Source organism: Enterobacter sp. MGH 16 (genome assembly GCF_000493175.1).
Taxonomy (GTDB): Bacteria; Pseudomonadota; Gammaproteobacteria; order Enterobacterales; family Enterobacteriaceae; genus Enterobacter; species Enterobacter roggenkampii.
Genome location: NZ_KI535696.1, coordinates 16259 through 37470, shown reverse-complemented (window position 1 = coordinate 37470; position 21212 = coordinate 16259). Strand labels below are relative to the sequence as shown.

At 54.2% G+C, this 21212-nt stretch carries 27 protein-coding genes; 2 read left to right on the top strand and 25 right to left on the bottom strand.

Translation table 11 applies throughout. The annotated features are described in order from the left end of the window. Positions 1–171: 171 nt before the first annotated feature. The 15 genes from L362_RS00490 to L362_RS00560 all read right to left on the bottom strand — a co-directional run bounded on the left by L362_RS00490 (position 172) and on the right by L362_RS00560 (position 13329). The gene (locus L362_RS00490) at positions 172–768 is read right to left on the bottom strand and encodes a hypothetical protein (RefSeq protein WP_023345515.1); all 597 of its coding nucleotides are present in this window, start codon (positions 766–768) and stop codon (positions 172–174) included. A 12-nt stretch (positions 769–780) separates the two neighbouring features. Continuing rightward, complete coding sequence (traG, locus tag L362_RS00495; protein ID WP_023345514.1) at positions 781–4101, bottom strand: conjugal transfer mating-pair stabilization protein TraG; 3321 nt, start codon at positions 4099–4101, stop codon at positions 781–783. Continuing rightward, entirely contained in the window at positions 4101–5465 is a 1365-nt protein-coding gene (gene traH / locus L362_RS00500; protein WP_023345513.1) for a conjugal transfer pilus assembly protein TraH, read from the bottom strand. Before traH ends, traG begins: the two co-directional genes overlap by 1 nt. Further along, positions 5458–5874, bottom strand: coding sequence for a hypothetical protein (locus tag L362_RS00505; RefSeq protein WP_023345512.1), 417 nt, complete (start codon positions 5872–5874; stop codon positions 5458–5460). The genes traH and L362_RS00505 overlap by 8 nt, the downstream gene beginning before the upstream one ends. After that, positions 5871–6134 carry a hypothetical protein gene (locus L362_RS00510; protein ID WP_023345511.1) on the bottom strand — a complete coding sequence of 88 codons (264 nt, stop codon included), beginning with the start codon at positions 6132–6134 and terminating at the stop codon, positions 5871–5873. Before L362_RS00510 ends, L362_RS00505 begins: the two co-directional genes overlap by 4 nt. Positions 6135–6151: 17 nt before the next feature. Further along, on the bottom strand, positions 6152–6763 hold the full coding sequence (locus L362_RS00515; RefSeq protein WP_023345510.1) for a type-F conjugative transfer system pilin assembly thiol-disulfide isomerase TrbB: 612 nt from the start codon (positions 6761–6763) through the stop codon (positions 6152–6154). Further along, the gene (locus L362_RS00520) at positions 6753–6971 is read right to left on the bottom strand and encodes a hypothetical protein (protein ID WP_023345509.1); all 219 of its coding nucleotides are present in this window, start codon (positions 6969–6971) and stop codon (positions 6753–6755) included. The genes L362_RS00515 and L362_RS00520 overlap by 11 nt, the downstream gene beginning before the upstream one ends. 119 nt (positions 6972–7090) lie before the next feature. Continuing rightward, positions 7091–7873: a type-F conjugative transfer system pilin assembly protein TraF gene (gene traF / locus L362_RS00525; RefSeq protein ID WP_023345508.1), complete on the bottom strand. Its 783-nt coding sequence runs from the start codon at positions 7871–7873 to the stop codon at positions 7091–7093. After that, complete coding sequence (gene traN, locus L362_RS00530) at positions 7870–9705, bottom strand: type-F conjugative transfer system mating-pair stabilization protein TraN (RefSeq protein ID WP_023345507.1); 1836 nt, start codon at positions 9703–9705, stop codon at positions 7870–7872. Before traN ends, traF begins: the two co-directional genes overlap by 4 nt. Continuing rightward, entirely contained in the window at positions 9702–10325 is a 624-nt protein-coding gene (gene trbC, locus L362_RS00535; RefSeq protein WP_023345506.1) for a type-F conjugative transfer system pilin assembly protein TrbC, read from the bottom strand. The genes traN and trbC overlap by 4 nt, the downstream gene beginning before the upstream one ends. A 10-nt stretch (positions 10326–10335) precedes the next feature. Beyond that, positions 10336–11334 carry a conjugal transfer pilus assembly protein TraU gene (gene traU / locus L362_RS00540; protein WP_023345505.1) on the bottom strand — a complete coding sequence of 333 codons (999 nt, stop codon included), beginning with the start codon at positions 11332–11334 and terminating at the stop codon, positions 10336–10338. Further along, positions 11331–11654: a hypothetical protein gene (locus tag L362_RS00545; RefSeq protein ID WP_023345504.1), complete on the bottom strand. Its 324-nt coding sequence runs from the start codon at positions 11652–11654 to the stop codon at positions 11331–11333. Before L362_RS00545 ends, traU begins: the two co-directional genes overlap by 4 nt. Before the next feature lie 55 nt (positions 11655–11709). Further along, complete coding sequence (locus L362_RS00550; protein ID WP_023345503.1) at positions 11710–11925, bottom strand: hypothetical protein; 216 nt, start codon at positions 11923–11925, stop codon at positions 11710–11712. A gap of 103 nt (positions 11926–12028) precedes the next feature. Then, positions 12029–13060, bottom strand: coding sequence for a hypothetical protein (locus L362_RS00555; protein ID WP_023345502.1), 1032 nt, complete (start codon positions 13058–13060; stop codon positions 12029–12031). Beyond that, entirely contained in the window at positions 13051–13329 is a 279-nt protein-coding gene (locus L362_RS00560) for a hypothetical protein (RefSeq protein ID WP_023345501.1), read from the bottom strand. The genes L362_RS00555 and L362_RS00560 overlap by 10 nt, the downstream gene beginning before the upstream one ends. A 162-nt stretch (positions 13330–13491) precedes the next feature. Between L362_RS00560 and L362_RS25145 the strand changes: the two genes are divergently transcribed. Both L362_RS25145 and L362_RS0123345 read left to right on the top strand, forming a co-directional pair. Further along, positions 13492–13647, top strand: coding sequence for a hypothetical protein (locus L362_RS25145; RefSeq protein WP_349817148.1), 156 nt, complete (start codon positions 13492–13494; stop codon positions 13645–13647). A gap of 150 nt (positions 13648–13797) precedes the next feature. Beyond that, positions 13798–14142, top strand: coding sequence for a hypothetical protein (locus L362_RS0123345; RefSeq protein ID WP_230469181.1), 345 nt, complete (start codon positions 13798–13800; stop codon positions 14140–14142). A gap of 15 nt (positions 14143–14157) precedes the next feature. Here L362_RS0123345 and L362_RS00570 read toward each other — a convergent pair whose 3' ends face one another. The 10 genes from L362_RS00570 to L362_RS00615 form a co-directional block, all read right to left on the bottom strand. Further along, on the bottom strand, positions 14158–14508 hold the full coding sequence (locus L362_RS00570) for a hypothetical protein (protein ID WP_023345499.1): 351 nt from the start codon (positions 14506–14508) through the stop codon (positions 14158–14160). Continuing rightward, the gene (gene traW / locus L362_RS00575) at positions 14505–15140 is read right to left on the bottom strand and encodes a type-F conjugative transfer system protein TraW (protein ID WP_023345498.1); all 636 of its coding nucleotides are present in this window, start codon (positions 15138–15140) and stop codon (positions 14505–14507) included. Before traW ends, L362_RS00570 begins: the two co-directional genes overlap by 4 nt. Then, entirely contained in the window at positions 15137–15550 is a 414-nt protein-coding gene (gene trbI / locus L362_RS00580) for a type-F conjugative transfer system protein TrbI (RefSeq protein WP_023345497.1), read from the bottom strand. Before trbI ends, traW begins: the two co-directional genes overlap by 4 nt. Further along, a complete protein-coding gene (gene traC / locus L362_RS00585; RefSeq protein ID WP_023345496.1) occupies positions 15547–18156 on the bottom strand; it encodes a type IV secretion system protein TraC in 2610 nt (869 codons plus the stop codon). The genes trbI and traC overlap by 4 nt, the downstream gene beginning before the upstream one ends. Continuing rightward, positions 18153–18407: a hypothetical protein gene (locus L362_RS00590; protein WP_023345495.1), complete on the bottom strand. Its 255-nt coding sequence runs from the start codon at positions 18405–18407 to the stop codon at positions 18153–18155. The genes traC and L362_RS00590 overlap by 4 nt, the downstream gene beginning before the upstream one ends. Further along, the gene (traV, locus tag L362_RS00595) at positions 18404–18958 is read right to left on the bottom strand and encodes a type IV conjugative transfer system lipoprotein TraV (protein ID WP_023345494.1); all 555 of its coding nucleotides are present in this window, start codon (positions 18956–18958) and stop codon (positions 18404–18406) included. The genes L362_RS00590 and traV overlap by 4 nt, the downstream gene beginning before the upstream one ends. Before the next feature lie 113 nt (positions 18959–19071). Further along, complete coding sequence (locus tag L362_RS00600; RefSeq protein WP_219284546.1) at positions 19072–19899, bottom strand: SPFH domain-containing protein; 828 nt, start codon at positions 19897–19899, stop codon at positions 19072–19074. A gap of 130 nt (positions 19900–20029) precedes the next feature. Beyond that, a complete protein-coding gene (locus L362_RS00605) occupies positions 20030–20497 on the bottom strand; it encodes a hypothetical protein (RefSeq protein ID WP_023345492.1) in 468 nt (155 codons plus the stop codon). Beyond that, entirely contained in the window at positions 20487–20912 is a 426-nt protein-coding gene (locus L362_RS00610) for a hypothetical protein (protein WP_023345491.1), read from the bottom strand. Before L362_RS00610 ends, L362_RS00605 begins: the two co-directional genes overlap by 11 nt. Next, the gene (locus tag L362_RS00615; protein ID WP_023345490.1) at positions 20909–21202 is read right to left on the bottom strand and encodes a hypothetical protein; all 294 of its coding nucleotides are present in this window, start codon (positions 21200–21202) and stop codon (positions 20909–20911) included. Before L362_RS00615 ends, L362_RS00610 begins: the two co-directional genes overlap by 4 nt. Positions 21203–21212: the final 10 nt, after the last annotated feature.

Genomic DNA, 21212 nt, shown 5'->3' with positions numbered 1-21212 from the left:
GTGCATAGAAAAACGTCTCCGTTAGCAAGATATATCTGACAGAGACGTTATCGGCTGATTTGAAAGGTAATTTACATCGAGAGGATATAAAAATCCCGGCAGCGTATGAAGCGCCGGGACTGTATTTTCATCAAAGGTTAAATTTTACTTAAGATAGAATATTAACTAATCCTATCTGCTCATCATTTTACTGGCCGTTGACATCAATGGCCCCAGACCGTAACGAGTGCTCTGTATTCCAAGATATCCATTAGTAACAAATATTGAAATGAATAAAACTGCTGGAATACTCCCTGCCAGTAAAATTCCCCAATCAGATATCATCCCTACGAGAGATAACAAGGTAGCGCTACCCCATAGGAACAATGCTATCTTCTTAACTGTGGATCTTAAAGAAGTGATTAATGTCGAACGATTCCTGATATCTTCAGGTATAGATAGATATACCAGTACAGTAGAATAGTTTATGAGTATAAAGAATATTGCGACAACAGCTGTCGCCCCGATAGATATCCATCCTCCATACCCCAAAACGAGCTGCGCTGCTTCAAGATAGAACTTCCAGCCAATCCCGCTATTATCTCCTGCCTGAATCAGACTGACATAATAAGCAAACCACACCAGAATGGCTGTAAGGATCATAATTACAGGGTATATAGCTACAATCTGGAAAGCCTTCTTGTGCGATGAAACAGGACGTTCATCACTACTAATCCCTGAGATGATCTCAGCAATTTCTTTTTTTGCATCACCATTTGAGAATGCCATATACCCTCCTAATCAGCCCGTCTTCCTTTCTCTTAGCTCAGCTAATCTACGTTTCATTTCATCATCATGTTCAGAAGGAGATGATTCTCCCTGACTGATTTTCTCTTTATTTAAACCATTCGAGAATGAACTTTGTGAATTATGAAGCTCTTCTTTCAATATATCACTGGATGCCTGAACAGTGGATTGTTTTTTACCAATTTCTCCAGCAGATTCGTTGATTTTATACTCATTTTCAGATCTTTGTTCCGCCACTCGTCGCTGTAACTCATTCTGTGTACCAAAACCCTGCGATGAATGTTCCTGCAGCCTAGCCTGATTTTCTTTGTATGCCTCCTGCATAGCATCACCACGTACTTTATCGCCGCCGACATTAATACCAGAACGGCTATGAGTAATTTCACTCTCCTGACCATGCGCGGTCCCTTGCTCCCTAAGGATTCCTGAATGACGGAACTCCGGATGTGATTCTGCAATATGACCGCTCTTTTCATCTGCAGTTGGGTGTCTTCCGGTGTCAACCATGCTTGCCGACGAGGTGATATTACCCGAACTGCTTCTCTGTACGGCAGAGTGTCCTTCATGATTTGTAGGTTGCTCAATCCCCTGCGAAACAGATTCGGATGTTCTGATAGAAGTGTTATCACCTAAAGATGTTTCCTGCCCACCCTGCTGGCCTCCATAGCCAGTGACCTGTGTCGTTCCTGATGCCTGGACATTGCCAACACCTCCCTGACTATGAGCACCGCTATCCAGAGAACTGTAACTTACTCCGCCAACATAATCGGATGTACCTGATACCTGCTGACCGCCATGCGCTGGCTGAACGATATGCTCACCGCTGAATGCCGCATGCTCATTACCGCCTTTAAGATCTGCTCTCCCCTGCTGATAGTCGCCCATAATTTCAGGTTTAAGACGCTCATTAACGAATTCCATTGCCGCTTCGCGCGCCGACGGCGCACTTGTCAGCATGGATTGAGCCTTATCACCGTATTTATTAGCCGCCCAGTCCACAAACTCCTGCGTATAGTTCGTATCGAGGCTTGCACTCTGGTTCTGAGCAACGGTGGCCATACGGCTGAACTCATTACTCTGCGTCGAACTGGTGGTGTATTGATGATACTGGCTTTCAGCATCATTGAGTGTTGCTGCGAACTGCTGAACATTACTGGTTGCTGCATTCTCGGAATGGTTTGCGCCCTCGGTGATTCGGCTACTTTTAACCATATCCATACCCTGCCGGAAGTCATTAACTGCCTGGCTGTTCTGGTCGTGTCGCATATCCTGATTACTGGAATGAGTTTCCTGGGTACCATGCGAGCTTCCGCTCGCCCCTTTAACTTCTGCACCAAGATGTGCTTCTGCGCTAACTCCAGTAGCCCATTTCCCAATTTTCCCGAATGCCTGATCACCGGTGTTAAATTTACCGCTTGCCCCGGCATTAACACTGCCTTCCACAGATTTTGACATCAGCTGGTTGTAAGCCTCCTGCGTAGAGATATTATTCGCCTTCGCGTAATTCTCTGCAGCAGACATCATCATACTGGCCCCGCGCGTCGCGTTTGTGGCCTGGCTGTTTTCACTGCCTTTAATCAGGCTGTCGCTGGTACCGGTCTGATTAGAAAGCTGGGAGAGCTGTGACCAGCCGCTGGTGACGCTGTGGTTGTAGCCATCGAGTGCAGTTTGCGCCTGAACCTGCGACTGGCGGGCTGACTCCTGGAAACCACTGCTGGCCAACTGGCTGAGCTTCATGTTCACTGGCAGATTCGACATTGCACCCGAGCCGTCGATAACCGTATGGCCACCGGCCGTCTGAGTCTGCGTGGAGCCGTTATCTGCCTGCCACGTCTGCTGACCCTGACGCTGCATCAGGTTGGTATCCATCTTGTTCTGGCTGACATTGTCCATCGACATGTTGTTAAACGACCAGTTTCCGTCTGCTGTGGTCGCTGCCACACCTGCTGACGTGAAGGCGCCCGAGCTGAGTACACTCCCCGCCACCTGAGAGCCCATCGCCGCAGCACCTTTGGTCAGATAGAACGACAGCACCGGAATGGAAAGGGACAGATACCCAGCAAGATTCGCCACGTCCGAGTGCTGCAGTGCAACCACATCCTTGTTGGCCAGCACCAGTGGCGTGCCCCCGGACTGACTCTGCAGCCAGTAGTTGGCGGCATAGTTAAGGATGGCGAACATCACCGGCCACATCTGGAAGTAGATAAACCCGGAAACGTATATTTTCAGTGTGTTCAGACCAAACAAAGTGTGATTTGATGCGGCCAGCGCAATCATCAGCGGGAACAGGCATACCAGGATAAGCATCAGCAGAGACTGTGCAAACGGCAGCGTTCGGGTCGCCAGCTCGTTGCCTGCAGCCCAGGCGAGACGCTGTTTGGTGGCAGCGTTCTCGGTGGCCAGATTAAGCAGGTTAGCCGTGTCGGAAGAGCGAGCGGCAAAACCCTTGATCCCCTGCCGTACTGCACTGTTCGTGATGTTATTCTTCATGATCTGCGCAGCAGTCATACCACCGGCATAGAAGTACCCGTAACTTTCCCCCATAGCATTGGCCAGAAGCGCCGCGCCATTCAGTTTGTTGCCGAATACCTTTCTCGTCAGCCAGGTGAACGTCGCACTGCCCGGGTTGACGTCGGTATTGGCCAGCTTCTGTATCTCCGTTGCGGCCTGCTGACAGGTCAGGAACTGACGTGAGGTGGAGGTCATCTTAAAGATGCCCCGAAGCGGGCTTGGGTTACTGGTTATCAGCGTCAGCGGGTCAGTAGAATTGAGCAGCTGATTGATGGTGTATTTACCATTCAGAAGAATGTCGCCGATCACACAGTTTTCCACGTAATCAGGGAGCATCTGAGCCAGCTCCGGGTTTTGCGTAGAGAAGTCACTGGTTTCTGCCACAATCTGCGAGCCAAACAGCATCCCGGTTTTGCTGTAGGTCACCGAGTCGGGTCTGGCCATCAGCATGTCGTAAACTGACGCCATCTTGTACCCGATACTGGTCGTCAGCGACGCGATAGCCGCCAGGCCAACAGGTACGTTATCGGTTACCCAGACCGCACCGGGATCGGACAGGTCAATGACCTGCACTGAACGTTTCGGTACCAGAAGGATGGAGGTCAGGATCATGAAGACCGCCAGCCACTGGACGAAGACCATCGGGTTACGTTGTTTGATGAAAGTGAGCAATACGGCCAGCACCCCGAAGGTACCGGCAATACGCATTAAGGTGTGGAAGGTATTCTGACCGACAAGGGTGACAACGGCGTCCAGCGCCGTTTTCCACATTCCCCCGCCATAAATGGTGTATATCTCAAGCATCAGCGATCACCCCAGTGATAGTTGCTTTGGAAGGAGCCTGAAACAATGGTGGACACCTGCTGCTGCAGGTACTGCATGTTGCGGTCGATACCGTCCAGCGCGTTCTGATCAGCAGCTGACTGCAGCTTCATGTCAGCGAGAAGTCCCTGCGCATGAATGATGTTGTCACGTAGTTTGGCGGCAGCCTCTTCAGGGAAGTTCTTGCCAGCCAGCGACAGGCTTGCCTGTTTTACCAGCTCCTGGAGGTACTGGATCATCAGGTCTTGGGCAATGAAGTCGGAAACCTGCAGCAGGTAGGTGGCGCTCATCCCCATACTCTGAGCGTTAGTCAGGTACTTCAGCACCGGCACAGAGGTAGTGTTCACAAAGCCTTTTTCCTGATCGGTCAGCGCAGTATCATCTACCAGCTTGTTCTGCATTGAGAGCATCAGGTTTTTGACCAGTGTGACCAGAGCGTTGGACTCAGAAATCGTCAGGTTAGTGACGACAGGTCCCAAACACAGAGTGGATTCATCACATCCGTAGACCTTCGCCGTTCCCCCGCGCATGAGGACTTTAATCAGGTCGCGGTTATCAACCAGTGGCGTCAGAATTGTCACATCGCCATTCTTGTTGAAAATAATGGAGCCGACAGTACTCATGACCAGCTCCTTCAGCGCGCGGTCGTTGCCGAGAAGACCATTCTTACTGAGAGTATCCCAGATAAGGTTTTTGTTTTTCAGCACCTGATCTTTCTCAGCGTCGCCTGCCTTAGCCGTGACTTTGTCGCCCTGTCCTCCGACGGTGCAGCCCTGCCGGGAAGCCGCCCAGTCGGAGAACATGTTGGTTTCGCCGGCAATGTCCTGGCAGATTTTCTGCTGGGAAACCTGCGTCACTGGCCACAGCCCGCCGATAATGCCCTGAGCGGCCTGGCACGAACTCATGTTCATGGAGTTAACATCACTGGCCAGCTTCTGAAGGAAGTCTTTAGCCTGCTTCAGCTCCGGTACCATCGTCTGCAGGGCCAGGTCGAATGCATAGCCTGCGGCGTTGCTCATGATTTGTTTCACGAATCGCTGAATTTCCTCGCCGCTGATCATACTGAACGCCCCGAGATAGGCGTCGATACCGCCGCAGCCGGCGTTCAGGGATGGCAGTTGCATCGAGACCAGCTGGACATTTTTGACGGGGTTCCGGAGGTAGACAGAGCCGCCGGAGAAGTACCCGGCCGCCTGCCCCTGCCAGGCCTGCGCCTGAGTGACGTTGCCGCTGTAGCCAAGATTATTGAAGAAGCCGTTCAGGTCGCCGTTGACGTCCGCCTGAGCAGGCAGAGCAGTCAGACCTGAGAAGAACACGACCCCTGCCGTAATAAGCGCCTTAATCATTAGGCACCTCCACAGCTTGCGTATCCTTGCCTGCCGGGCTGTCAGCACGGTTCAGTTTGCAGCAAAGATATGTGGCCAGATGGAGCCAGCCGCTGACGAGTAAATTCACCGCAATGAGTACGCAAATCGCGGCCATTACGCTCCACAGCAGGTACTGCGGATAGTGGATGAGAAGCGAGAGCGTAAACTGTTCGGCGCGATCAACGGTGGCAGGTTCTGCCACCGCACTCAGCGTTGCACCGGCACATTTCACGTATACTCTTTCGACTACGGCGGTAAAAATCAGGGCATAAAACAGTTTCAGGGTTAACAGGTCAGTCCATTTTCGGGTTTCCGTATCCTCACTACTGTCTTTCAGTATCCCAATAGCCTGGTTTCGGATAAACGTCTTCAGTCTGATGTGCCTCATGCAATCTCCTCCCGGGGTTTCCTGTCCAGGGTCTGACGACAGACGTACAGCCCGGTGACGGTAAAAAAGAAGCCGATGCTCAGTGATATCAGCAGGAGCACCGGAAAATCCTGAAGATAGGTTGTCAGTTCAGGACGGTTCAGGACGCTGACCACCCGGTGGGCGAGCACCCCGTAGAATGCTGCGGACACAAGCAGCGTCACGCTGAATAACAGCCACACGCGCTCGGTACGCGATAACGCATACGTGTTTGTCGTCATTTTGTAGTCCGTTTGTATTACTGAGGGGTGACCTGCGCGCTTGCCGGCATGGGCGGCAGCGATTTCGGATCGACGTTGTCCATGTCAGCCTGAATCAGGCTGGCCATACGGCTCTCAAGAGCAGGGATGTCCATCACACCCTGGGTCAGCGGGTAGGCTTTCAGGGTGTTGACGTTGACCATAAAGGCCGTCGGTGTCGCAATCGGCAAACCGTTTCCGAAGAAGGTGACAATCTCGTCTGCGATGGGAGAGTTAGGGTCCGTCTTACGCGGAATCATCGGGGTTGGGTAAGATACGTCCCCGCCGCCGTCAAGGGTGTACGGGTACACCCTGATGGCATGCTCATCGGCCCAGCCCTTCAGCAGCGGGTCAAACTTCGCGCTGTACTGACAGTGCGCCTGCATAAAGAGCACCACGGCATAATCTTTCATGTTAGCCCGACGTCCGTCCGGCAGCGCCATCAGGCTGGCTGGCGCGGGAACCGGAATGGTGGAGGCGGTGACGGTAGCAGCATCAGCGGAAGAAGCTGTTTTTGTCGCTTCAAGCGCCATTAATTCCTCACGCGCACCGGCGTTGGCCAGCAGGGGCAGGGATAACAGGAACGCTGTGAATACGGATTTAACGTTCATGATCGGCTTCCTTATGCGCCTGACCTCTTTCGTCACGGAACCAGCGATATACGGCATAAACCACCATGCCAGCCGCACCGGCCCACATTCCATTGCACAGCCATAAGAGCCCCTGCTGTGTATGTTCCACGGACCAGGTCATCAACTCGCTCAGTACGCGCGCCATCGTGCCCCAGAAAATCAGTCCTGCGAGAATAGCGGGTTTCATTCGAGTGTCTCCTTGTTCTGCCGTGCCAAAAGTGAATGCGTGTCTGGTGAAATGCGTTTCCTGGCGGCACGCAAGGCTTCACCGATGAGGGTAAAAAGTCTGTATGGCATAGGAATTTCTCAGGAATTGGGTTTAAAGCCGGTGGCCACGTTCAGGAATCGCTTAGACAGGTCATCCTGAGTCATGAAGCCGTATGACAGCGCGCGGTAATTCTTGCTCCGGGGGTCAACAAGGTAGAGCGCCGGGAAGTGCGTAATTTTCATCAACCGGGACTGCCCCGAATCCGGACGACTCTGCGGCATGGAGGCTGCCACCTGGCCATCAACCGATACCGGGATAAGCGAAATCCCGTTGGTTTTCGCAAAGTCCGCCACCACGCCCGCCATCTGCACGTCAATGGGGTCACTGCCCCGGTAGAAGTAGAACAGACCGTACTGCTGCGCCAGCTGCTCCACGGCGCTCTGCCGCGTCTGCTGGTCGCGGGTCTGCATAAACGGCGCCATGCTGTTGTAGTGCGGATACTCCAGGTTGTAGTCGAGGTCCGGGTGGCTCAGCTGCGCCGCCGCAAAGGACTGGCTGAACATCGATGCCCGATCGGTCCAGAACTTCTGCCAGCGCAGGAACGTCGCCGTGTTTTCCCGAGAGGGAAACAGGATGGCGCGGTTAAGCGCCTCCTGTGTGTACCCTTTCAGCACCCGGGCCTGTTCCATAGGCGACATTTTGCTGAGATCCGGTATGGCCTGCGGTGCAGGCTGTTGTGGCTTTCTGGGCTGCTCCGGCGGCTTTTTCGGCTCGTTGTACCAGGACCAGCCGGTGAACGGCTCTGCCGGCGTTACAATCTCCTCGGCCACTACCGTATGGCTCGCCAGCGCCATGAGCAGGCCACAGAGGACACGCTTCATTTACCACCTCCCTGCTGGTTCACCTGCGCGGCGATGCGCTCCTTAATCTGCTGGACCTGCGTGCTGGTATCGGGGATTTTCTGGTTCTTCATCAAATCCTCGTAGAAGTCAGAGAAGTTGATTTTGTCGAAGTCGATACGCTGCAGCTCCGGGACCGTGATCCCCCGGCAGTCCGGACTGTCACCGCTGCCGAACTTAACGCCCAGCTGGTCGCGACGCCCCTGCTCCTGAATGATGCGGGCAAGCTTGCCGTCAAAGACACAGTAGACCTGACTTTTCTGAATGCAGGCACCCAGCACCTGACGGTCACAGCGATCGCCGACGCTGACGGTGATCTTTTTGGCTTTGGCCTTCCCGAGAGCTAATTCATCATCGTTACAGGCGGCAAGCCCCGTATCCTGTCCCCAGCCAGAATCCTTGCAGCAGTTGGAGAAGCCTGCAAACGCCTTACGGCAGCTCATGGCCTTACCCGTGAAGGCCCTGACATCTATAGTGCTGTTCTGATCCCTGACATCTTCTGCCGCAGACGCCAGGCCCGCGAGTTTGGCCACAGCCGTATCAAACCCGTTATCACCGGTACCGTTCGTCTCATCGCAGGCACCGGACTGACATATATACTCCCCGCCGCAGACCAGACCGCTGGATGACCAGGTTTTCTGACACTGATACATTTCTGACTGATGGGTACAGATGCCCGACTCAGTTGTTGTACAGGAATGGGAAGAGAGCGTGCAGGCGGGGTTATCCATCAGCGAACCGCAGTTCCCGCGAGAACTGGTACCCGTCACATAGGAATCTGAATATGCCCAGCAACTGTTTGTCTGGCTGTACTCCTTCCCGTCGACAGTGATGGTACGAGTGCCGCCTGGTTCGGTACAAATACTGCCTGCGCTGGACAGGGCCGATTTTTTGTCAAAACCGCAGCTTTCAGTCCAGGTCGTCTGCGGAACCCAAACCTTAGTGCCGGTACGGTAAACGATGGTGATAACAAAATGGTACATGTGGTTGGTTTTTCCGGTCTCCCAAATGCTGGCAACCCTTTCGGGTACGTTTCTTTTGTTATTAAACGTGATGGTCAGCTTCTCTCCTTCGGTAAAACTCTTACCCGGAGGCAGGTCATACGACCCGGAGGTCTGGTACATCGTCATCAGCGAACCGAGAGCCGTAATGTTCAGGAACCAGAGATCGTTGCTGAACGCTAAATTTTTCTTGAACGTGTAATTCATCGTCGCTGAATACACCGTTCCTTCCGGCATGCTGTAGGACACTTGCGGGCTGCTGACGTCCAGATTGTCTGAATCTATGGTGATGGTCTTATAGCTGTAGTTATCCTCATAATGCCCGGTGATACTGGCTGTTCTTCCGCACGTCTGGATGGTGGCCATATCCCGATCGCAGGTAAAGTTCTCAAACGTCGATTTTGATACCGTCGTCTCCTTACACTGCTGACTGGTGCCATTCATGATCCCGTCTGCCGTACTCTCCGCATTTTTACCGATTGTGATGAAAGGGGCCTGGGGGTCGATGGCGGGCGTCGGGTTCGTTTTTCCGGCGTTGATAACCGACTGCGCTGCGTCATTGCCCTGCAGCGCGGCCTGCCCTTTGTTTGCCAGCCCGCCATCACCGCCATCCACGCCGCCGTAATACCCTTTCTCCGGCGGGTTAGCGGTATAGCCTGGTATTGCCCCCGTGACAGTATCCGGATTTTTCAGGGCTCCCGTTCCGGCTGAAGCATTTCCCTTGCCAAAGCTGGCGCCAGCGTCAAAAGCAGGATCGGCCGCCATCGTCAGAAACGGCAGAGACAGCAGCACAGTCATAAGCATCTTTTTCATTGCGCGGCCTCCAGCAATCTGCGTGCTGTTGCGGCACAGTCACCGCCCTGAGCCACTTTCTCCAGCGCCTGCTGCAGCGGCAGGCTTCCCCGGATAACATCAAAGTGCCCCGGACAGGTAACTACCAGAGCCGGTACCACACTGATGTTGTACTGAGTGAACAGGGTTGGATCGATTTGCACACCGGCATCCTTGTCTTTCTTGCTCAGCTCAAACATGGCGGAAGCGGTCTGGCGCATATCATTGTTAAGCAACCCCCGCAGTGTCGGTGGGATATTAAAACGCCGGGCATCCTTAAGCATGGGCAGCAGACCTTCACGCGGGATACCGAGACTCACAAAATAGATGGCCGGAAAGGTGTCTTTTTCTCCCATCGCGTTGGTTTGGGCCGCGATATCGCCCTGCAGGCGGTTAATCAGTTCCTGCTGCGCCGGCGGCAATACCGACACACCGGCTGGCGGGTTATTCAGGCTCCCTTTCAGGGCTTCCAGCGAGTCCTGTTGCCCCTTCATCCAGTCCCGGTCGCTGACAGAAATGCCGGTCTGTGCACTGGCCTGCGCCTGAGGCAATACACCTGCGAGAACGCTGAAGATCAGCGCCCGAAGCAATGCAGTTTTCATCGTCATGTCCTTACAGATAGACGCAGTTACGTTTGCGCCAGAAGAGATAGCCGAAGTTCTTTTTCGACGAGGGAGAATTGTGTGTTGTGCCCCAGAGCTGCGTGCTCGCCCCGAAGGGGTGGCAGTTACTGGTCTCGGGGTACATGTTCACCATCTGATAGCGCCATCGTTCCTTCGGAATAATGGGCGACGGGTACTGGTTACAGACCGCGACATCCGCGCCCACGGAGTTCCAGACCAGCCCCTCGCGGTGCAGCTTGAAGGCCATTCGTTCCCCGACCAGCAGTGACGCCTCCAGCGGGGAAAACTCACCGCTGGTATAGCCCGTCAGCGGATATATCGACCCCTGGCTGCCCGCACACCAGAACAGCGGGGAAAGCGGCAGACCGGCAGAAGAAGCGACCGCGTCAGCGGCACAGGCGCCCTGAGCTATCAGGTTGCCAAACAGCGCTGCTTCGGGGTTAATCAGCATCGAGAGCGTACTGTCGTTCCAGAGAGGATCGACTTCAGATAGATAGGCGATATCCATATCCCCGGTCTGCATACAGCCCATAGTGGCGATGATGTTGAGCCAGTAAATCAGCGGATATTTATACCAGTGGACATGGTAGAACGTGCCGGCTGCGGGTCTGTCACTCTGCCCTGCAGTTCCCGTTCCCGTTCGCCCGAGATCGATTTTAAAGCCGCCCATGTTGACCATGACGCCAGGCTCACGGGTTACGTCCACCATCGCCATTGGCTCCCAGAATCCGATGGCCAGACCGATACGATAAAACACACCATATGAACAAATCTGGATCGGCGAAGCCGGGTTGTTGGTATCCTTTTGCGGCCCGGCAGCCAGCTGAATATTGCCGAGCGTCATCGGAAACAGGCACTTCCAGCAGACATCGCTTATCGGGTTAACCCAGCGGCCATCACCCGCGTTGCTGGCTGCGGCCGTTGCCTGAGCTGGCATCCAGGACAGCAGGACCAGCATCACGCCGGCAAGCCATGAAAAACGCTTCATTTCACCTCCCGCAGCCATACACAGACCGGGCCGTCCTCAGTGTCATGAATGGAGCCAATGAACCAGCCCTCCCCCTCTGGCGCGGAAGGAAGCCAGTCACTGATGTTTTGTTTTCCCTTTTCCCAGTCGGCGATCACCTGGGGAGGCGCGTCGTTTTCCATCCAGCGGGTGGCACAGATCAGATTGTGCTGGCGCATCCAGTCGCCAAATTCAGTCTGTGTGGCCTCATCACTGGCAGGTGCAAAATAATGAGGGTGCGTCCAGAAGCCATTGCGGTCACGGGTAACCGTCACCGGCCTGACAGATTCAGGGTGAGTCATGGGGTATCTCCGGGAGTGCCGCAGCCACCGGACGGCGGGAGGGCTTAAAACAGGATTAATGGTTTTTGGTTTTGTCGGCCGCTTTCATGATGAATGCCAGCCGCTGGTCTTTGGACATATCCTCAAGAGCCAGTAAGCCAGCTCTTAACACTATTGAGGGATAATAAAGGGGATTTTCTGCAAGAATGGTCTTAAGCCGTAAAGCCGATTTTTCATCATGACGAACGGCTGTAACATTCTGGCCCTTTTCATTATCAGGGTCTTTTTTCATGGCGTTACCTGGTCGGGGTTAATCGGAAACCGGGATGACATTCAGGCTGAGGCGGAGCGCAACGCAGTGAGCACCGAACATCCTGAACGGCAGCGCGGTTGAATCAGTGGGGTCTGCTGGTCCGCAGGACGATAAAGGCATAACCGTTGTCATCATCGTAATCAGCCGCATATTCCTCTCCTGCCGCAATACGGTCACCGACAGTTCTGATGAATCGGGCCAGGACGTCTTTCGCAGGTGCTGACGTTATCTGCGCAAAGACGACAATACGCTTCTCACCGTACTTTAGCTCAGGCATCTGACTGAACAATTCGTCCGGTACACTGCTGCCGCTTTCATCCGGGAAAAATCCCGGCGGGGTGCTGCAGAGCTGGCGCATCAGTGTCACCTGAAATCCACAGATGTTCACAGGCACAGCGCTGAAGTCGGGTTCATCAGCCATGTCGGGGAACGCCATGTTGCTTACAGCGTCGGCCGCTGCGTTCAGCCCCTGAACAAAATCACGGGTAATGACGAGGCTGTCTGACTTCAGGGTGATCATCACCTGCCTGAGTGGCCAGAGACATTTTTGCCTGTTGCTCAGTACCGCTCCTGCCGCCTCTGCGGTCCGGGTGATATACCACCCTTCCCGCTCACTGCCCTGGATAAGCAGATTCAGCCATTCATCTGCGGAACCATTTTTCATGGCATCATCAATGCTGTCATTCAGCATCTGTTCTGAGATGAGCGGGGTCATATAGCGGTGGCGCACACGGGTCACTTTCCGGCTGATGTCACGACTGTCTGTATTTGCCAGCCGTGTGCTGCGCGATGCATCCCGCGTCAATTCATAGCCTGCCGAAAACAGCGCTTTTTCCATCTCGGCCAGCATCACCTGGTAATAATTCCGGTTTGCAAAGTAATGCACAGCAGTTGCATGACGGGCATTACCAAATTGTGGGAGAGGGAGGGATTTTCCCGGTCTGCTCTCCCACATCCGGCGTTCACGCCGTGCACATGCCACGTACTGAACAACAATCCAGGCAGCGAGCAGCGCAACGACGACCAGAATAGCGGTCATGCCCTCGGTATCGCGCAAACAGGTGAGCACCCCCTGCAGCCCCTGAGGGCCGGTGAAGCAGCTGATTAACTCCATGCGTTCATCTCCTCCATTCTGTTACGGATAAGCCTGACGAGGTACAGGGGAAACGCCTCATCACGTTCTTCCGGCGCTATCGGCTGACGCTGGTTCTCCGCGCACCACTGATGCCTGGCACCGGCGATAAGCTCCGGTTGCCATGAAGCGATCTCAGGGTACAGCTGACAGAGTTGATTTGCGGCTTCGTCACAGCCTTTGGTGTCAGTGTTGTGAACTGTCATTTGCTGAGACACAGACGGCACAACGGTATTGTGTTTCAGTGACATTCGGCGCTCTCCTGCTCTTCGCCCGCAAACAATCTGTCGAGGCGCTCGGAAAGTGAGAGCGTCTGGCCCTTTTTACGTTTCGCGCTGTCCCCGGCCCGCATGTTCTCCAGTAAGAGGTGAATGATGTAGTCGGGAAAACGTTCATCACGTTTCGATGGCTCCCTGCTGTCCTGCTGGTTCTGCACACACCAGTGGAGCCAGGCTTTGGTCACCAGGACCGGATGCCAGGAGTCAATTTCGGGGTACAGCGTCTTCAGTCGTTCTGCTGTTCCCATGCGCGGCGTTATCTCAGCGGGTTTACGCGGTTTTCTGGCGTAACGTCGAGGGGATGTAACCGCCTGACGCATTTCGGGAAATAGGTCACCTAACGTTGTTGCAGTCATTTTGAGTACCTTTAATGTATTTTACCGTGCATCATCAGAATTCTTGCGGACTGGCTAAAACGCGGGAACGGAAAGAATGGGGAAAATGATGGACAGACTCAGGCGTATACAGTCAACTGATAATCAACTTGAAGCAAACCGAAATCTGGTGGGGGATTTAATTGCCTCCAGCTCCTTGTTTGCACTTCTCAGCACGGGTGCGAGAACATGTATTCCGGTGACGTCTGTCGCTAGTTTTGTTTTCCTGACATTGTTGATTATTTGCTTCGGATTTGTGCTCGCATGGGCATCTTTAATTACTGATTTAAACTTGCGGCAGATAGCAGGTAGTGATTCCACACATCACAGCTTTCCCTATTTCATTCTAGCTATCTGTTTCACCGTTGTATTTTTTGGGCTGACTATTTTGCTTCTCAAAAGCTTCTGGTAAGCAACTGGTATTATCTCATCTCAAAACCATCCAGATGGGAAACCAGCTGGCACCGATCAGCACCAGGCACAGGATGTACATCAGCAGATAACCGGGCACTGAAGGTATCCTGAAATGCACTTTCAATTTCCCTGTTTCTCTAGCGATAAGGGGGGCGAACCACTGGGAAAGCATCAGTCCGGCAGCAATCAAAAGTCCGCTACCGTCCGTGTCGAGTGGTATGACCTTAAGAATGCATTCCTGAATAATCAGGGTAAATACCGCGCACTGGGCTCCCTGCCAGCGCACATTCGCCGGTAACCATGCTGTTGTAATCACACAACCTGCGATCCCCGTTATACCGGACAGTACAAGCAGAAAGATCATTTACCGTCTCCCTTAACAAGTATTTCTTCCACCTTCATCACGCGGCCGTCGCGCGATATGCGCGCGGGGATGTGTTCAAAACCGAATTTACGGGTCAGTACGCCAGACTGGTCGAAGTAGATACGTTCATTCAGCGCATCACTGGTTTCTTTGATGTTGCCGTTCACCAGGATGACCTTCACGCTGGTCTGACCGGCGAGCTGCTGTCTTGCCCAGTTCACCTGCTCCTTATCATCGCCGTCGATAAAAAAGAGCACCTGGCTGAAGGGCACCTTATCCAGAGGATTGACCGTATCGCCCTTGCGGGCGATCACGTTGCCCTGCATGTCAGTGATCGTTTCCTTCACGGTAAATGTCGGGTCCCAGGCAAAGCTGCGGTATTCCTTCGCTTTCGTGAGCCCTTCCACCGGCGTCGGACGTACCGCATGCTCCTTCACTCTTTCCGTTGCCTCTTTGCGCAGGCGGTCAAGTTCACCCGTCTGCTCCATTCCCTTCAGGCGATTCTGGATAAACGCCAGCATGTCCTGCTCTGCAGGCTGGAAGACGTTGCCCCAGGTACCGAGATCTTTCGCCCCGCTGCCGGCGGAGAGCATCAGCAGCATCATGACCGTCAGCTGCAGTCGTTTTTTCACTGGCCCCCCTGGATGCGTCGGGCAATATCAGCACGAATCTCATTCGTGATATCGCGCTGCGGGCTCATCACCGCCGGCTTCACCAGGATGATGGCGTTATGTGAGGCCTGCCATTCAGTGAGACTGTCCGTCAGCGCCGCGTTGAACTGCACTGTCATCGCTTTTGCCCGACCTTCATCGAGCGGCAGCTGCGCAGACTGCTGCTTAAAAAGGTCTACCGTCCCCTTCATGTCGAAGACCACCACCTCCGGGGTGACGGCTTTCGCCGTCACATATGCCACGCCTGTCATAACCAGAAGTCCCGCCAGCCCCAGCATGCTGGCTTTAACCCAGCGGGATGTTTTGCTGGCGATTGTTACACCGTCGCGGACGGTGTCGCCGTCATACGGCTTGTCCTGTTGTTCACTCATGCTGCTTTCACCCACTCTTCAAGTTCACGAAGTTCACTGCCGTATTTTTTCTCCGCCAGCCGATACGCCGCTTCTTCCGCCGTCGCCCCCGCTTCTTTCTGCGCTTTCTGCATAAAAGCAAAGTCCTCACCGCGCGAGCTGAACATGGCACGCGTCACGGGATCGACGAACAGGCGATGGAAGGAGCTGTATTCACCGGCGTTTATCAGCAGGGAGCTGTAGCCGGTCTGCAGGGCGGGCTGGAAGCCACGGATAACTTCTTTTTCCATGTCCGAGAACTGATCCGGGTTATCGGCAAGGTACTGTTTAAACGCCTTCGCATCCTGCAAGAGGGTGATTTTGGTGGAGCTGTTGTTCCAGGCGGCTTCCGCTTCCTTACTGGCGCTGAAGTCTTTGATGCCCTGGGTGATAGTGATAAACGCCCCACGGTGACGACGCACGGTGCGGTAGCCGGTTTCGATAAACCGTGCCGCGTGCGGGTTGGAGCCACCCAGCAGGCGCCAGGCTTCGTCGATGATGCACACTTTTTTAAGGTCGCGTGGGCTGTGGTACATTTTTTCCTGTATCGCCAGAATGAGCGAGAACAGGATGGACGAGAGCAGCTTCGGCTTGTCTTCCAGGCTCAGCAGCTCCAGCACCGCGAAGCGGGTTTCACCATCGAGCGTCGGGGTGTCGGCGTTGAAGTATTCTCCATCAGGCCCCCAGGTGCAGTATGTGTCGAGCAGCATGGCCAGCTCAGCAAGGCGCGCGATGATGGTCGGCTTGTCTGCGAACGCCTGGTTCACATCCTCATTGGTCAGGTAGTTATGAACGTCATCGATACGGGCTTTGTTTGCCTTCTTCTCCCACGCATCCATTACCGCTTTCTGCAGGATCGCTTCACAGACGCCATCCAGTGGCTGCGTCGGACTGGCGAGTACGGTCAGCAGACGCACAATCCCTTCCGCAGAATGATTAATGTCCTTAACGTTGGCGAACGGGTTAAATCGCAGCCTGGAGCCATCAAGATAAACCCCGCCGGCCTGGTGACAGTAGTTCTTGTAACTGTCCCCCATGTCGATAACCCAGCCGTAACCACCGGCGTTTAGAACATCCCGCAGCACCCCCTGTATCAGAAACGATTTCCCTGCCCCTGAAGTGCCGGTAACCGCGATGTTAAAGTTGGTACTGCCGTTCTCCTCGCCAAACATGTCATAGAACGCAACCTGGTTGCGGTAGGTCGGGAGCGGCATCCCCACGTTGGACAGCTGACGTTCGGCGACGACCGGCATCAGGCTCACCGCGTTCCATGACTTGGCGCGCAGCGTTGCTCCCGTTATCTTCAGGTCTTCCCACATACCTTCCTGCATGACGAACGGGAAGCTGGCCAGCCAGTTGCGCATCTGCTGATACTGTATCGTCACCATTTCCAGCTCGTTCTTACGGAACACGTTGACGGCGGCCAGTTCACACTTCTGCGCCTCGGTATTGTTGTCCGGCGCGAACAGGGTCAGGTTGAAGTAGGTATTGCAGAGCGCGATTTCATTACTGTGCAGCTGTTCCCGGGTACGTCGCCATTCTTCTGCCGCTTTTTTGGTACCGGGAAAGAGTGCTGCATAGGCTGAGTTGGCTTTTTTCGACAGGTCCTGGTCTTTACGGAAAGACTCGCTCTGGCTTTTGGTCTGTTCCTCCAGTTCCGTAGTCCAGGTCAGCATAAAGGGACAGGGTATCCCGAGGTCGGGAAAACGCAGGTTCTGGAGATTGTCAGCTCCCTGCCAGAGGGCGAAACGTTTAGGCGTTTTGGCAAGCTGCATGTTGATGATGCGGCATGCCGATGCGGGCAGGCGTGTCCCGCGCGCGTCGATGGTCTCCGGCAGCTCCATCCGGATATGCGATGGATGAACCTTAAGGTCAATCCCCGGATCAACCACCTGGCGGTTGAGCTTTTCATCCTCGTTGTAATCCCCGGAGGATGTCAGCACCTGCTCCTGACGGTAGTTCATCTGCTCGCGTACCGCAGACAGGAAAGCGTGCACATCGGTATTAATGCTGTCGATGCGCGCGGCCCCCAGGGAGACGCGGATGGTGTTGCGTATCTGAATCAGGTCATCCATCACCCGCTGCATCTGGGAAGCGCGCTTAATGGGCTGACCATAAACAAGAAAGATACGGTAGTTACGCAGGTAGAGCGGGTATTCCCGTTCGTTGGCCAGGCCGTGCAGCGCGGAGCGCTGCCAGAACGCACGGGTAATTTTATTGAGGTGTTCGGCCATCCCCCCTTTCCACATGTCGTTACTCACGCCGCGATCGATACGTTCCCCGACACACTTGCTGGCAAGCATAATGACGGTCACAGGGGTCTGGCGGGGAAGCTTCTTACGCAGCATGTCATCGAGCGCGGCCATCACCTGCTCGTTCGCGCCGGGAAGCGGGGCGGCCTCCATAATGAAGCCCGCAGAGCCGGCGTTGACGAAAATTTCATTCCTGTCGTCGTAATACCGGTACGGCAGCGCAGCGACCAGGGACGGATAGTCCCAGGTCTGGGAAAGGTTGTTGCGGGCCGTTGCTGCCCCGTCTTCCTCTTTCCCGTTTTTCAGCATATCCATCAGGCTGTCGACAAAACTCATTTTCGCCCCTCCGCAGCGGCCCGGATTAACTCCAGGCGACGCAGCTTCTCTTCGTTCATCTGCCCGGTGTGCGGTGCATCACCGGCGGTCTTAATCTGCCAGTCACCGCTCACGCTCAGAACGGCCAGCGTTTCATCATCGGTATCGACTGACTGTGTGGCGGTGATTTGCGCCGTCCCTTTCCGTGAATGGACTAACGATTTCGCCAGATGATCGATGCCGTTCTTGCCGGTAACGTAATGGCTGCTCATTCCCCGCCCTCCCCGATAACGCGGTAGCTCTCATCCCAGTGGGATTTGTTTTTCACGAACTCGACCACAGCCGGCTGATGAAAGTTGTCGTCCGTGTCCACCCAGGGTGCAATCCACAGGCGCTGCGTGGCGTCAGGAATACGCTGAACCGGAACGCGGCCCGCAGTGTTAACCGGCACAGGGGTGGCATGACTGGACGTGGTCAGCGGCGTGACCAGCGAGCCAGACGATTTCGCCGGCGCAGTGGTCAGAGGGCGCGGTGCAGCAGGCTTAGCGGCAGTGGTTCCGGTTGCTGCGGCGGAGACAGGACGGAAGGGATTCACGACCGGTGCTGAATTGCGCAGTGCCGGCAGGGTTTCACCCGCAGGCTTTTTTGCGGTTTTCTCTGCCGTCAGGTCATCCAGACTTTTACCCTGAGCGGCCAGTTTGTTGGCCTCACCGGTAGTCAGGCACTGGTCGGTCGCGGTCTTGTTGCAGTCGAAATCAGAATTGAGACCGGCGCAGCCGGTCAGTGCGCTGCACAGCAGTGCAGCACCCAGTAGATTTTTCATGGGGTAACTCCGGTTTTTATTTAAGGGGTATTCAGGGAGGGGTAATACTCAATTTCGATTATTTACAGTTGCGCTGAAGCACAGTGAAAACTAGCTGCACAGCATGTCAGAGGTTACTTCACCGAAAGGAAAGGTACGGTACCTCCGGGGATCATTGATGCCGGAAGCTTTCCATCCCAGCGTTCAGCCGTCGTCAGACTGACCAGACCGGGGTTATCCCGAAGTGCATCACCGCGCTGACGGATGGATTCAGCTTCTGCGGCTCCGCGAAGGCGTATTGATTCAGCGTCTGCCTTTGCTGCCGCCAGTTTACTGTCAGCCTGGGCCTGAGCCTGAGTGACCGCTATCTGAGCCTGAATTTTCTCTGTCTGGAGGTTCTGCGTCCGTGTGGCAATGGCCACCTCTGCTTTCATTCTGTCTTCAATGGATTTCTCATACGCCGGCGAGAAGTCGATGTTTTCAATCTGTACGGTATCAATCACCACCGGTCCATCAACACTTTTCCGCAGCGCGGCCTGCATATCCTGTACCAGCTTCGCTCTGTCCTGAACCGCGCTTATTGCGGTATATCGTCCAAAAACGTTCTCCAGCTGTGTAGGTATCTGCCGGGCAATCAGCCGCGTTTTCATGTTCTCAACCGTCTGATAGCCACTGTAAACGCGTTCCACTTCGGTCGGCAGAACATGGAAGTTCACGGAGACGGTCATTTTTGCGGGTTGCTGATCGAAGCTGTAGGCGCTCATACCTTCATAAAGCATGGCCTCATTCCTTACGGTTATTTTCTCCACGCTTTCGATGATCGGCCATTTCAGTCCAAGGCCGGGCTGAGCGACTTTAACAATACGCCCGTTTCGCAGCAGCACCCCCCTTTCACCTTCGTTAATACTGTAAAATGAGAGCAAGGCAATAAGCAGGCTGGCGATGACGATAGCTCCACCCATGATGAGGAAAAGCCCGCGGGCGTTAAGACCTGTTTCTGAATCGGTTGTGTATCTCATATAGCCACCATTGATATTGATTTCAGTTTTGATGCGGGAGGCGGGGTAATTAGGGGGATTGCCGAATTACGCTTCACTCCTCTCCTGTTTTCACACTGCAGTCAGTAGTTTTATCGAGGAACTTCAGGCCTGGTTTCTTTTCTGGCCAGGCGCTCTTCGCTTCCAGCTGATACCAGTTTCTGACGTTGCTGGCCGTCAGCCCCTCTGTTTCAGCCTGGTGCTTCAGGTGTTCCCAGGCGGAAAGGTTCAGGGGTTCATACTCAGAGAGCATCCTGTCGAATACCTCCTCCCAGCCTTCGTTGTAGCGGGGGACAATTCGCTTGCATATCATCTGACTCAGAAAAAACCAGACAACAAGAAGGCTCATCGCCAAAAATGACGGGCGGAACTCCGAAACCGTGACGATTACTGGACCGATGAAGGTGACAAACGAAACGAAAAGGAACCTACTACCAGACGGAGTGGGCCGGCCAGCCCCCCATTCAGCAATGTGAACCTGCATCCTGGCGAGCAGGGTGTTATTACGCTCTTCATCCCGCATTCCGGCTTCCCCCACGAAGCGCGGCATCAGAAATGGCGCTGAACTCCGCGTCCAGCCACTGTCTGAGTTCTTCCTGCGTCAGCTCATCCTTGTGAAAAACAGAGACGGCCAGGGTGCGCATGGCATCAATATCAAGCGGCTCATATGCCCGAATTTTCCGCTGTATTTTTTCTTCCCATGTTTCACATGCCTGTAACAATCCGGCGAGAAGAAAAGCTATTCCAACAGCAATGGAAGCCACGGTAAGCCTCTGATTGTGTGACCAGAAGCTAAAAATCAACATCCCTGTAGCGGTTAATCCCCCTACCAAAAATAGCCAGTGGGGTTTTGTGTTTTTTCCTGCGGACCAGTCTTCCCAGTCCCGTTCAATACCCCTCAGAAAATTGATACGGTCATCTATGCGTGGTCCCTTCATTTGCACTCCCTTTTGTCATCGTCGGTCGGCCCCGGGAGGGGTTCGGCGGTGTCATCTGGCCAGACGGGTGGTCGTATACGAATCAGGATGGTGGCAAAGAGGAATGCACCAAGGATGCGAAATGCATATTCCTCCCTAACTCCTTTGATAATGAGCGCAATAAAGCCCACCCACCCGAGGACCCAGCAAATCGAATACAGCCAGTTAACGGTCATCCTTAACCGACGGTTCACATCATTTGCTTTACGGTCGGGACCGCCTCTCTGTGCTTTTGCTTTACGTACAGACATCTGCATTTCC